13 protein-coding genes are annotated in these 11,734 nt (G+C 69.2%); 10 read left to right on the top strand and 3 right to left on the bottom strand.

Annotated features, from left to right (window positions below; genetic code table 11):
• Nucleotides 1-679: RDD family protein (locus tag BZY54_RS01440; protein WP_244216896.1), on the top strand; the 679-nt coding region annotated here is incomplete at its 5' end.
• A 21-nt stretch (nt 680-700) separates the two neighbouring features.
• On the opposite strand, the gene BZY54_RS01435 is transcribed toward BZY54_RS01440, so the two are convergent.
• Nucleotides 701-1,000, bottom strand: coding sequence for a hypothetical protein (locus BZY54_RS01435; protein WP_086722494.1), 300 nt, complete (start codon nt 998-1,000; stop codon nt 701-703).
• A 454-nt stretch (nt 1,001-1,454) separates the two neighbouring features.
• Here BZY54_RS01435 and BZY54_RS01430 point away from each other — a divergent pair, with 454 nt between their 5' ends.
• The gene (locus BZY54_RS01430; RefSeq protein ID WP_086722493.1) at nt 1,455-3,794 is read left to right on the top strand and encodes an immune inhibitor A domain-containing protein; all 2,340 of its coding nucleotides are present in this window, start codon (nt 1,455-1,457) and stop codon (nt 3,792-3,794) included.
• A gap of 121 nt (nt 3,795-3,915) precedes the next feature.
• Nucleotides 3,916-4,260: a hypothetical protein gene (locus BZY54_RS01425; RefSeq protein WP_086722492.1), complete on the top strand. Its 345-nt coding sequence runs from the start codon at nt 3,916-3,918 to the stop codon at nt 4,258-4,260.
• A 173-nt stretch (nt 4,261-4,433) separates the two neighbouring features.
• Here the strand turns inward: BZY54_RS01425 and BZY54_RS01420 are convergent, their stop codons facing one another.
• Entirely contained in the window at nt 4,434-5,021 is a 588-nt protein-coding gene (locus tag BZY54_RS01420) for an isochorismatase family protein (protein ID WP_086722491.1), read from the bottom strand.
• Nucleotides 5,022-5,093: 72 nt separating this feature from the next.
• Nucleotides 5,094-6,440, bottom strand: a complete 1,347-nt coding sequence (locus BZY54_RS01415; protein WP_086722490.1) for a nicotinate phosphoribosyltransferase — start codon at nt 6,438-6,440, stop codon at nt 5,094-5,096.
• A gap of 191 nt (nt 6,441-6,631) precedes the next feature.
• Here BZY54_RS01415 and clpS point away from each other — a divergent pair, with 191 nt between their 5' ends.
• The 7 genes from clpS (at nt 6,632) to BZY54_RS01380 (ending at nt 11,639) form a co-directional block, all read left to right on the top strand.
• Nucleotides 6,632-6,949, top strand: coding sequence for an ATP-dependent Clp protease adapter ClpS (gene clpS / locus BZY54_RS01410; RefSeq protein WP_086722489.1), 318 nt, complete (start codon nt 6,632-6,634; stop codon nt 6,947-6,949).
• A gap of 50 nt (nt 6,950-6,999) precedes the next feature.
• Nucleotides 7,000-7,605, top strand: coding sequence for a DUF2017 domain-containing protein (locus BZY54_RS01405; RefSeq protein ID WP_086722488.1), 606 nt, complete (start codon nt 7,000-7,002; stop codon nt 7,603-7,605).
• A 404-nt stretch (nt 7,606-8,009) separates the two neighbouring features.
• On the top strand, nt 8,010-9,449 hold the full coding sequence (locus BZY54_RS01400; RefSeq protein WP_086722487.1) for an amino acid permease: 1,440 nt from the start codon (nt 8,010-8,012) through the stop codon (nt 9,447-9,449).
• A gap of 229 nt (nt 9,450-9,678) precedes the next feature.
• A complete protein-coding gene (locus BZY54_RS01395) occupies nt 9,679-10,101 on the top strand; it encodes a M67 family metallopeptidase (protein WP_086722486.1) in 423 nt (140 codons plus the stop codon).
• 79 nt (nt 10,102-10,180) lie between these two features.
• Nucleotides 10,181-10,276: a putative leader peptide gene (locus tag BZY54_RS54940; RefSeq protein WP_341868654.1), complete on the top strand. Its 96-nt coding sequence runs from the start codon at nt 10,181-10,183 to the stop codon at nt 10,274-10,276.
• Nucleotides 10,277-10,393: 117 nt separating this feature from the next.
• The gene (locus BZY54_RS01385) at nt 10,394-10,672 is read left to right on the top strand and encodes a MoaD/ThiS family protein (RefSeq protein WP_086722484.1); all 279 of its coding nucleotides are present in this window, start codon (nt 10,394-10,396) and stop codon (nt 10,670-10,672) included.
• 16 nt (nt 10,673-10,688) lie between these two features.
• Entirely contained in the window at nt 10,689-11,639 is a 951-nt protein-coding gene (locus BZY54_RS01380; protein WP_086722483.1) for a PLP-dependent cysteine synthase family protein, read from the top strand.
• Nucleotides 11,640-11,734 lie beyond the last annotated feature (95 nt).

Genomic DNA, 11,734 nt, shown 5'->3' with positions numbered 1-11,734 from the left:
GCCCCACGGCGGGTCGCCCCCGCCACCCGGCGGTGACCAGCCCGGCGGCGGCACGGGAGGCGGTGACCAGGCCGGCGGCACCGGCGGCTCCACGTACGGCGCGGGCGGTTCCCCGTACGGCGGAGGCGGTGGTGCCCCCTACGGCGGAGGCGGCTCCCCGTACGATGGCGGTTCCTACCCGGGCGGCCCGTACGGCGGCGGCCCGTACCCCGAGGACCCGCTCTCCGGGATGCCCCCGCTCGCGGACAGCGGCAAGCGCACACTCGCCCGGATCGTCGACCTGATCCTGGTGGGCATCGTCGTCTGGGTGATCACCTGGGCGATCCACGTCAACGAGTACACGATGAACGCCGATCAGGTCGAAGTCGGCAAGTCCATCGGGCAGTCGGCCGTCGGCGTGGTGCTCTACGTCGCCTACGACACCTTCATGACCGCCAGATGGGGGCAGACCTTCGGCAAGAAGTGGCTGGGCATGCGCGTGGCCGACCTGGCCGACGGCTCCACCCCGTCCGTCGCGACGGCGTTGGTGCGCGCGTTGGTGCTGTGGATTCCGTTCTGGTTCTGCTGCGCCTGCTTCTGGCTGGCGATCTGCGGGGGCTGGAGTTTCTTCGACCGCCCCTACAAGCAGGGACTGCACGACAAGGCGGCCAAGACGGTGGTGGTCAGCACGACTCGCTGACCTGCCCGGCCCGACTCGGCGTCAGGAGTCCCTCGCCGACCTGCCCTGGCCCGGCTCCGCGCCCGCGGAGACGGGCTCTCGCCATTCCTGCCTGGGGGCCCGGCCGACGGCCGCGGAGTCCCGGGCCGTTCCGGCGGGTGCCGCCTGTGCCTTCGGCAGGGGCACCGTCATGGCGACCAGGAGTCCCAGGGCAAGTGCCGCCAGAGCGACGACCGTGATGCCCAAGCCCGAACTCGTCTGTGACAGCAGCAGCATGGCGAGCGTCGAGAGGATCACGGTGCAGGAACCGTAGGCGAGCTGTGCGGCAGTCGGACGAGGCATGGTAATCGTGTCCTCGGAAGATTTTGGGGGCGAGACGGGGTGACGGCCTGGCTTTCCGCCGACTTCCGGGCGTTCCGCCGATCGACTTTAATCCCCTGCATGCCCGGGGGGAACGGTTGGTAAGCGTGACCTAACCCACGGTGCCGATGCATAGGGGGCGCACGGAATCACATCATCCACCAGGCGCACGGCCGAGCGCGCCTCCGGCCGGCCCCCGCCGCCCACTCCCGCCCGGCAGCACCACCGGCCCGCACGGGTCACCGCCCCCGGCCGTTCGTAAAGCGAACGCCTGCTCCGCATAGTGCACTTGAACTGTCCAAGTCAAGGTCTGTCTTTTCTCGTAAACCTCTAGTCAAATGTCGTCACTTGACTACACGCGTTGATCGCGCGCGGACCTTCTCGTCGCCTGAGACCCCCCTTCCGCGCGTCCGGACGCGTCAGGGGAGGACATCAAGTGACAGGCAGAACCTGGACGTTCAGAACGGCCGCGATCGGGGTCGCGCTCGCGGCGGCCACCGCCACGTTCTCGACGTTCGCCGTTGCGGAGGCCGCCACGACGGACAGCTCCGCATCCGTGGACCGGCAGGACCCGCTGTCGAAGCAGAGGGAACACGACTTCGACGGCCCGCTGAGCAAGACCCAGGATGCTCAGCGTCAGGAAGCGCTCAACCAGGTCATATCCGGCAAGGCCAAGGTCAACAACCGCGACGGTTCGAACGTCGTCCAGCTCAAGGACAAGAAGGGCAAGAGCAAGTACGTCGAACTCGGTCGCGAGAAGACCGACAAGATCTTCACGATCCTGGTCGAGTTCGGCGACCAGGTCGACAGCCGCTACGGCGGCACCCCCGGCCCGCGGCACAACGAGATAGCCGCGCCCGACCGTACGAAGGACAACAGTACGGACTGGCAGGCGGACTACAACCAGAAGCACTACCAGGACCTGTACTTCGGCACCGGCAAGGACACCGAGTCGCTGAAGAAGTACTACGAGACGCAGTCCTCGGGCCGCTACTCCGTCGACGGCGAAGTGACCGACTGGGTCAAGATCCCCTACAACGAGGCGCGTTACGGCTCCAACAAGGCCGGCGACGCCGCTGCCTGGTACGCGGTCCGGGACGGCGTCAACGCCTGGGTCGCCCAGCGTGAGGCCGCCGGCGACACCGCGGCCGAGATCCGCGCCGAGCTCGCCAAGTTCGACCAGTGGGACCGCTACGACCACGACGGCGACGGGAACTTCAACGAGCCCGACGGCTACATCGACCACTTCCAGATCGTGCACGCCGGCGAGGACGAGTCCGCGGGCGGCGGCGCCCAGGGCACGGACGCCATCTGGGCCCACCGCTGGTACGCCTTCGGCACCGACGCCGGCGCCACCGGCCCGGACGACAACAAGCTCGGCGGCACCCAGATCGGCGACACCGGCATCTGGGTCGGCGACTACACCATCCAGCCGGAGAACGGCGGACTCGGCGTCTTCGCCCACGAGTACGGCCACGACCTCGGTCTGCCGGACGAGTACGACACCAACGGCGGTGAGAACTCCACCGGGTTCTGGACGCTGATGTCGTCCGGTTCGTGGCTGGGCACGGGCAAGGAGGCCATCGGCAACCTGCCCGGCGACCTGAACGCCTGGGACAAGCTCCAGCTGGGCTGGCTCAACTACGACACGGCCAAGGCCGGCGTGAACTCCTCGCACAAGCTGGGCCTGGCCGAGTACAACACCAAGCGCAAGCAGGCGCTGGTCGTCTCGCTGCCCGACAAGGCCGTCAAGACCGAGGTGGTCGCCCCGGCCCAGGGCGCGAGCCAGTGGTGGAGCGGCAGCGGCAACGACCTGAAGAACACCCTGACCCGCTCGGTCGACCTCACCGGCAAGTCCTCGGCCACGCTGTCCCTGGACGGCTGGTACGACATCGAGGCCGAGTACGACTACCTCTACGCCGAGGTGTCGACCGACGGCGGCGCCAACTGGACCGCCCTGGACGGCACGGTGAACGGTCAGCCGATCCCGCGCGACGCCAGCGACAAGCCGGGGCTGACCGGTTCGATCGACGCGTACGCGAAGCTGTCGTACCCGCTGGACGCCTACGCGGGCAAGAAGTTCGACCTGCGCTTCCGCTACCAGACCGACGGCGGTGTGGCGCTCAAGGGCTTCGCGGCCGACGAGATCACGCTGACCGCGGACGGCTCGACGGTCTTCTCCGACAACGCGGAGAGCGCCGACCCGGCCTGGACGGCGGCCGGCTTCTCCCGCATCGGCGCGTCCTTCACCAAGGACTACAAGCAGTACTACGTCGCCGAGAACCGGCAGTACGTTTCGTACGACAAGACCCTGCAGGTCGGCCCGTACAACTTCGGCTTCTCGACGACCCGTCCGGACTGGGTGGAGCACATCCCGTACCAGAACGGCCTGTTGATCTGGAAGTGGGACACCTCGCAGCCGGACAACAACACCGCCGACCACCCCGGCACCGGTCTGATCCTGCCGGTCGACTCGCACCCGACGCCGCTGAAGTGGACCGACGGCACGCTGCTGCGCAACCGGTTCCAGGCCTACGACTCGCCGTTCACCCTGGAGCCCACCGACGCCATCACGCTGCACAAGGCGGGCGTGCCGGTGCGGATCGCGTCGCAGAAGGGGGTGCCGGTCTTCAACGACCACACGAGCACCTACTACGACGCGTCGAACCCGGCCGGCGGTGTCAAGATCACTGACACCAACACCAAGATCAAGATCGAAAAGGTGGCCAAGGATGGCTCCACGATCGATCTCGAGGTCGGGCCCGCGGTGAAGTAGTCCGCATCGTCGCAGGTCAATAGCGTATCGGCGGTGACCCCCTGGCGGGTCGCCGCCGATCGTGTTTAGGTGCGTCCTGTGACTCGCTTATTGACACCGACCGAAACGGGGATGTGACTGCATGACCGCAGGAGGTTTCTGCAAGCTGCCGAACGGCACGGTGGTGGTGGCGCTGAATCTGCCCAGCCCCGCCGCCGACGGCTCGACCGGGGTGCGCGTACTGGTCCACGCCCAGAACCGCGCCCGCGCCCTGACGCGTCTGCGCAATCTGGGCATGCGGGCGATCTATCTGCGCGGCAACGCCGCCCCGCCCACCCCGGACGAGATCACCGCGGTCCTGCACCACCCCGACGGCCTGATATGGCGTACGTCTCCCGACAGCGCTGTCGGCGTCGCCGTGGGCCCCCCGGAGCTGTGGCACCCGATCAGGAGCCTCCTGCACCGGCACGCACCCGCCCGGGCGTAGGACCGCCCCAGGGCGCCGGGCAGGCGCGCGCCGGGCCGCGCGGGGGCGAAGAGTCCGCACGGGAGCTGCGGCGTCCCGCCCGCCCGGGCCGCGCGTCCGGACGGGACTGCGGCGTCCGCAGCGCCCGGGCCGCGCGTCCGCGCCGTAGCCCGGCGTGCTCCGGACGAGAGGACCTAGGCGACCACCGGCTTGCCCGTCAGCTCGACGCCAGCGCGGCGCAGCTCCTCCAGGGCCCGGTCGGTGGTCTCCGCGGCCACCCCGGCGGTGAGGTCCAGCAGCACCTGGGTGCGGAAGCCTTCCTTCGCGGCGTCCAGGGCGGTGGCGCGCACGCAGTGGTCCGTGGCGATACCGACCACGTCGACCTCGGTGATCCCCCTGGCCTTCAGCCAGTCGGCCAGGGACACGCCGTTCTCGTCGACGCCCTCGAAGCCGCTGTACGCCGCCGCGTACGCGCCCTTGTCGAAGACGGCGTCGACCGCGCCGGAGGCGACGACGGGCGCGAAGTTCGGGTGGAAGCCCACGCCCTCCGTGCCGGCCACGCAGTGCGCCGGCCAGGAGCGGACGTAGTCGGGGTCGTCGGCGAAGTGCCCGCCGGGCGCGATGTGGTGGTCACGGGTGGCCACCACGTGCCGGTAGCCGGCGGGCGCCTGACCGATCAGCTCGGTGATCGCGGCGGCGACGTCCGCCCCACCGGCCACCGCGAGGCTGCCCCCCTCGCAGAAGTCGTTCTGCACATCGACGACGATCAAGGCGCGGCGCATGGTGGGTGTCCTTCGGCTCTGGGGATCAGTGGGCGGATCGGGCTCTCGGCGCGGCGGAAACGGGCACCAGTTTTAATTACCCGAGCGCTCGTGGACGTACTCCGTCGGAAGGACGGGTTCCCCGCGCGACAGCTGGGTGGCGGACAGCGGGAGATTGGCGCGGGCGGCGGCGTGCCGGTCCCGCACGACGTCCAGCGGCTCCCGGCCGACGACCTGGCCGCCCTTGACGAGCTGGACCAGCAGCTGCCGGTCGGCCAGCCGGGCGGGCACCGGGCCGGTGCCGACCACCTCCGTCTCCGCGACCCCGTGGGCGTCCAGCCGGCGCGCCGCCCACTTGCGGCCGCCGATGGAGGTCTTGCCGCCGCTGGACTTCTTCGCCACCGGTGTCAGCGGCGCGTCGGGATCGGCGGACTCGGCACGGGCGACCAGCTTGTAGACCATGGAGGAGGTCGGGTGGCCGGACCCGGTGACCAGCTGGGTGCCGACGCCGTACGCGTCCACGGGCGCCGCCGCCAGCGAGGCGATGGCGTACTCGTCGAGGTCCGAGGTCACTATGATCTTCGTGTCCCGGGCACCGAGCTCGTCGAGCTGCTGCCGCACCCGGTGCGCGACCAGCAGCAGGTCGCCGGAGTCGATGCGCACCGCGCCCAGCTCGGGGCCCGCGATGTCCACCGCCGTCCGGACGGCCTCGGCGACGTCGTAGGTGTCCACCAGCAGCGTCGTGTCCCGGCCGAGCGAGTCGATCTGGGCCTGGAAGGCGTCCCGCTCGGAGTCGTGCAGCAGGGTGAAGGCGTGCGCGGCGGTCCCGACGGTGGGGATGTTGTAGCGGAAGCCGGCGGCCAGGTCGGAGGTGGAGGCGAAGCCGCCGATGTAGGCGGCGCGGGAGGCGGCGACGGCGGCCAGCTCGTGGGTGCGCCGGGCGCCCATCTCGATCAGCGGCCGGTCACCGGCGGCCGAGGACATCCGGGAGGCGGCGGCCGCGATCGCCGAGTCGTGGTTGAGGATCGACAGGATCACGGTCTCCAGCAGCACGCACTCGGCGAAGGAGCCCTCGACCCGCATGATCGGCGAGCCCGGGAAGTACACCTCCCCCTCGGGATAGCCCCAGATGTCGCCGCTGAACCGGTAGTCGGCCAGCCACTGAAGAGTCGCCTCGTCCACCACCTCGCGCTCGCGCAGGAAGCGGAGGACGCCGGCGTCGAAGCGGAAGTTCTCCACCGCGTCCAGCACCCGTCCGGTCCCGGCCACGACGCCGTAGCGCCGCCCGTCGGGCAGACGCCTGGTGAAGACCTCGAAGACACTGCGCCGCGCGGCCGTCCCGGACCGCAGGGCGGCCTGCAGCATCGTCAGCTCGTAGTGATCGGTGAAGAGCGCCGTCGAGGGAACGTCCACCGGCAGCCCGAGATCCGCCACGTCCACCAAACCTCTCCTAGCTGTGAATCCGCGGTGCCCCGAGCGCCTGCCGGGGGTCCGGGGTCGTCCCCGGTGCTTGCGGCATGACCAGGAATCGTACTCCCATTTCGTCAGTCTGACGATTTAAGGATTCCCCATGCGCCGCCACCCGGTCACCGCCCTGCCTGTTTGTACTCCCACCCCCCTGTAGTGGCAGCATGGGCCATGTGACGGCAGCCGCACCCATCGAGATCGAGAAGACCGAGTCGGCGGAAGAGGTCTTCGCCGTACCCGAACCGGACGTCCCCTGGGTGACGATCGTCCACAACGATCCCGTCAATCTCATGAGCTATGTCACGTATGTCTTCCAGACGTACTTCGGCTACTCCAAGGACAAGGCCACCAAGCTCATGCTCGACGTCCACCACAAGGGCCGGGCGGTCGTCTCCAGCGGCACCCGCGAGGAGATGGAGCGGGACGTTCAGGCCATGCACGGCTACGGCCTGTGGGCCACGCTCCAGCAGGACCGCAAGTAGCCGTAAGCAGCAGGACAGCCCGGACCGACCGGAAGCAGCGAATCCCTTCCATGCCAGGACACTTCGAACCGCTCCCCGGCGGCGGCGCGGCCGTCGCCCTCGACGACGTCGAGATCTCCATCATCCGCTCGCTGGCCGTGCAGCTCCTGGAGCTGATCGGCCCGGGCCCCGCGGAGGACGCGCCCGCCGACCCGCTCGCCGAACTCTTCGCCGAGGGTCCGAGCGAGCCGCCCACCGACCCGGTCCTCAAGAGGCTCTTCCCGGACGCCTACGGGGATCCCGAGGGAGCCCCGGCCGATGCCCAGGAGGCGGCCGAGGAGCGCGCCCACGCGGCGGAGTTCCGTCGCTACACCGAGAACGACCTGCGCGCCGGCAAGCGCGAGAACGCGCTCGCGGTGATCCACTCCCTCAACGAGCTGTCCCAGGCGGGCGAGGGCGGGGCCGTGCTGAAGCTGTCGCCCCAGGAGTCCCGGCGCTGGCTCGGCGCCCTGAACGATCTGCGCCTGGCCATCGGCTCCCGGCTGGACATCACCGGCGAGGACGACGCCGACGACCTCTACACCCTTCCCGACGAGGATCCGCGCAAGCCCATGGTGATGGCGTACCTGTGGCTGGGCGGGCTCCAGGAGACCCTCGTCTCCACGCTCCTGCCCTGACCCGCGTCTGCGAGCTCCCGCCGGACCCGAGCCTCCTCGCTCATGCCCGAACCGCAGAACCGCCGAGCTCTGATCATCCTGGTTTGTGTGGATTTTGTGTTCGCTCAGCGGACGCTCAAATCCGGATAACGATCGCGTCACCATGGCGGTTGATTATGGGTCGCCCAGTCGGGTTTTGTCCGGTTTTATTGCTGTGCCGTGTGCCACACGTCACCCTGCGATCAGTGTTGCGGGCGTGATAAATCTTCACGACCGCCCGGCGAACACCACCCATGTTCGGCCGGGTGCGCCACCGAGCCGACCAACCGTCGGCCAGGCACAACTCCATTTCAATCCGGGGGGATCGAGACCCGATCCGCGGCCGACCAACGGCCGGGGTCGGCATGGAGAAAGGCGCACAACACATGACCTCTTCGAAGGTCACCGCAACCTCTTCGGAGGTCACCGACACCCCCGAAGAGGGGTACGAGCGAGGGCTCGGCAGCCGCCAGGTCCAGATGATCGCGATCGGCGGCGCCATCGGCGTCGGCCTCTTCCTGGGAGCCGGGGCGAACATCGCCAAGGCCGGACCCAGTCTCATCGTCATGTACGCCCTCGCCGGCGTGATCATCTTCTTCATCATGCGGGCGCTCGGCGAGCTGCTCCTGTACCGCCCGGTCTCGGGTTCCTTCGCGGAGTACTCCCGCGAGTTCCTCGGCCCGTTCTTCGGCTACTTCACCGCCTGGACCTACTGGCTGATGTGGGTGGTGACCGGCATGGCCGAGCTGACGGCCGCCGCGATCTACGTGCACTTCTGGTTCCCGGCCATCCCGCAGTGGGTGACGGCACTCGTCTTCCTGGTGATCCTCTTCGGGGTCAACCTGATCTCCGTGAAGCTCTTCGGCGAGCTGGAGTTCTGGTTCTCCATGGTCAAGGTGACCGCGCTGATCGGCATGATCGTCATCGGTCTGGGCGTGCTGACCTTCGGCTTCAGCCAGGCCGGCGACACCGCCTCGGTCTCCAACCTCTGGGACTTCCACGGCTTCTTCCCGCACGGCATCGGCTCGTCCCTGATGACCCTGCAGGGCGTGATGTTCGCCTACCTCGCCGTCGAGCTGGTCGGTGTCACCGCCGGTGAGTCGGAGAACCCGGAGAAGACCCTCCCCAAGGCCATCAACACCCTGCCCTGGCGCATCGCCCTGTTCTACGTCGGTGCCCTCACCGTGATCCTGTGCGTGGTGAAGTGGACCGAGTTCGACGCGGGTGTCAGCCCCTTCGTGAAGGCCTTCGCGGTCATCGGCATCCCGGCCGGCGCCGGCATCGTCAACTTCGTCGTGCTGACCGCGGCGCTGTCCTCCTGCAACTCCGGCATGTACTCCACGGGCCGCATGCTGCGCACCCTCGCCGACAACGGCGAGGCGCCCAAGGCGTTCAGCCGCCTGTCGGCCTCCAAGACCCCGGCGCTCGGCATCACCGTCTCGGTCGCCTTCATGGCCATCGGTGTGGTGCTGAACTACGTCGTCCCGGAGAAGGCCTTCGGCTACGTCACCTCCGTCGCCACCGCGGCCGGCATCTGGACCTGGCTGATGATCCTGGTCAGTCATGTGCTGTACCGCCGTGCGGTGACCGCGGGCCGGCTGCCCGCCTCCGCCTTCCCGGCGCCGGGCGGCGCGGTGTGCTCCTACATCGCCATCGCGTTCCTGCTCTTCGTGACCTGCCTGATCGCCTACGACGCCGACTCCCGGATCTGCCTGTACGTGATGGCGGTGTGGGCCGCCGCCCTCGCCATCGGCTGGGCGGTCCTCAAGACCCGCAACCCGCAGGTCACCGAGCGCCGCGAGCCGCAGCTGGAGAAGGTGGGCTGACCCGGCGCCCGGCCGAGGGACCCGGACGTCCAGCGGGAGCGGATACTCGTGGAACCCGCTCCCGCTGCCGCTCAGGACGTCCGCCATGTGGGCCCCTCCGTACCACTCCCCGGTACGGAGGGGCCCACCCGTCGCCCGCCACCGCCCTACCCGGCGCTCCGGGGGCTGAACTCCCGGTGGACCCCCATCGCGCGGCTCCCCCCTTTTTCGTCTGCTTATCCTGTGCCCCATGCTGACCATCACCCAGTCGCTCCACGACCAGATCGTCGCCCACGCCCGTGAGGACCACCCCGACGAGGCGTGCGGCGTCGTCGCCGGTCCCGTGGGCGCCGGCCGCCCCGAGCGGTTCATCCCCATGCTGAACGCGGCCCGCTCGCCCACCTTCTACGAGTTCGACTCGCAGGACCTGCTCAAGCTCTACCGCGAGATGGACGACCGCGACGAAGAGCCGGTGATCATCTACCACTCCCACACGGCGACCGAGGCCTACCCCTCCCGCACCGACATCTCCTACGCCAACGAGCCCGGCGCCCACTACGTCCTGGTGTCCACGGCCGACACCGACGGGGCCGGCGAGTTCCAGTTCCGCTCGTTCCGGATCGTGGAGGGCGAGGTCACGGAGGAGGAGGTCAAGGTTGTGGAGGCCTACTGATCTCGCACTACGGACGGAAACTGTCCGAGACGTGAGATCACATTCCTGGGCCCGGACCGGGAATCGATACGATGAGCCCATGGTTTTCAACGACGTGAGCGACAAGACGCCGGGCATGCTGCTCGTGGCGCGGCTGCACGTCGACTTGTGCAGGTTGAACAGCGCCATCTGTTGACGTTCCCTGCCGCCGTCCGGCCGTGAGCCGCGGCGCTCCCTCAGCGCGGAACGCCTGGGGGGACCCCATCGCGCGCCGCACCCCTTCGACGACACCTTCCGACAGGAGCCCGCAACCATGGCCATCGAGGTCCGCATCCCGACCATCCTCCGCACCTACACAGACGGCCAGAAGGCGGTGGAGGGGAACGGGGAGACCCTCGCCGAGCTCTTCGCCGACCTCGAGGCCCGGCACCCGGGCATCCAGGCCCGCATCGTCGACGGCGACCAGCTGCGCCGCTTCGTCAACGTCTACCTGAACGACGAGGACGTCCGCTTCCTGGACGGCATCAGCACCAAGCTCGCCGACGGCGACAACGTGACGATCCTGCCGGCCGTGGCCGGCGGCATGCGCTGATCGGTCGCTGAGCAGCATGCGCTACGACTCCCCGCTGGCCGCGGTGGGCAACACCCCTCTGGTGCGCCTGCCGCGGCTCTCGCCGTCCGCCGACGTCCGGATCTGGGCCAAGCTGGAGGACCGCAACCCGACCGGCTCGGTCAAGGACCGCCCCGCCCTGCACATGATCGAGCAGGCGGAGAAGGACGGCCGGCTCACCCCGGGCTGCACGATCCTCGAGCCCACCTCCGGCAACACCGGCATCTCGCTGGCCATGGCGGCCAAGCTCAAGGGCTACCGCATGGTGTGCGTGATGCCCGAGAACACCTCGCAGGAGCGCCGGGACCTGCTCGGCATGTGGGGCGCGGAGATCATCTCCTCCCCGGCCGCGGGCGGCTCCAACACCGCCGTGCGCGTGGCCAAGGAGCTGGCCGCCGAGCATCCGGACTGGGTGATGCTCTACCAGTACGGCAACCCGGACAACGCCGGGGCGCACTACGCCACCACCGGCCCCGAGATCCTCGCCGACCTGCCCTCGATCACGCACTTCGTCGCGGGCCTGGGGACCACCGGCACTCTGATGGGCGTGGGCCGCTATCTGCGCGAGCACAAGCCGGACGTGCAGATCGTCGCCGCCGAGCCGCGCTACGACGACCTGGTGTACGGCCTGCGCAACCTCGACGAGGGCTTCGTCCCCGAGCTCTACGACGCCTCCGTCCTCACCACCCGCTTCTCGGTCGGTTCCGCCGACGCGGTGACCCGCACCCGGGAGCTCCTCCAGCAGGAGGGCATCTTCGCGGGCGTCTCCACCGGTGCCGCCCTGCACGCGGCCATCGGCGTGGGCAGGAAGGCGGTCAAGGCGGGTCAGAGCGCCGACATCGCGTTCATCGTGGCCGACGGCGGCTGGAAGTACCTCTCCACCGGCGTCTACACCGCGGCCACCACGGAGGAGGCCATCGAGACGCTCCAGGGCCAGCTCTGGGCTTAGGGAGCCCCACCACCACACGCCGCGGGCTGGTCCGACGCGAATTGTCAGACAGGCCCTAATCCGCCTCAAGCGCATGCCAGCCCCCTCCTATGAGG

This window comes from Streptomyces carpinensis, from assembly GCF_002154505.1.
GTDB lineage: Bacteria > Actinomycetota > Actinomycetes > Streptomycetales > Streptomycetaceae > Streptomyces > Streptomyces carpinensis.
Note: the sequence above shows the minus strand (reverse complement) of the source record. Positions and strands in the feature narration are given on the sequence as shown.

What these genes read in the sequence shown, in the direction of transcription:
- BZY54_RS01385 (WP_086722484.1), top strand. Translation starts at nt 10,394, where the DNA reads ATGGCCATCGAGGTCCGCATCCCGACCATCCTCCGCACCTACACAGAC.
- clpS (WP_086722489.1), top strand. Translation starts at nt 6,632, where the DNA reads ATGGGCCATGTGACGGCAGCCGCACCCATCGAGATCGAGAAGACCGAG.
- BZY54_RS01435 (WP_086722494.1), bottom strand. Translation starts at nt 1,000, where the DNA reads ATGCCTCGTCCGACTGCCGCACAGCTCGCCTACGGTTCCTGCACCGTG.
- BZY54_RS54940 (WP_341868654.1), top strand. Translation starts at nt 10,181, where the DNA reads ATGGTTTTCAACGACGTGAGCGACAAGACGCCGGGCATGCTGCTCGTG.
- BZY54_RS01420 (WP_086722491.1), bottom strand. Translation starts at nt 5,021, where the DNA reads ATGCGCCGCGCCTTGATCGTCGTCGATGTGCAGAACGACTTCTGCGAG.
- BZY54_RS01380 (WP_086722483.1), top strand. Translation starts at nt 10,689, where the DNA reads ATGCGCTACGACTCCCCGCTGGCCGCGGTGGGCAACACCCCTCTGGTG.
- BZY54_RS01425 (WP_086722492.1), top strand. Translation starts at nt 3,916, where the DNA reads ATGACCGCAGGAGGTTTCTGCAAGCTGCCGAACGGCACGGTGGTGGTG.
- BZY54_RS01395 (WP_086722486.1), top strand. Translation starts at nt 9,679, where the DNA reads ATGCTGACCATCACCCAGTCGCTCCACGACCAGATCGTCGCCCACGCC.
- BZY54_RS01405 (WP_086722488.1), top strand. Translation starts at nt 7,000, where the DNA reads ATGCCAGGACACTTCGAACCGCTCCCCGGCGGCGGCGCGGCCGTCGCC.
- BZY54_RS01400 (WP_086722487.1), top strand. Translation starts at nt 8,010, where the DNA reads ATGACCTCTTCGAAGGTCACCGCAACCTCTTCGGAGGTCACCGACACC.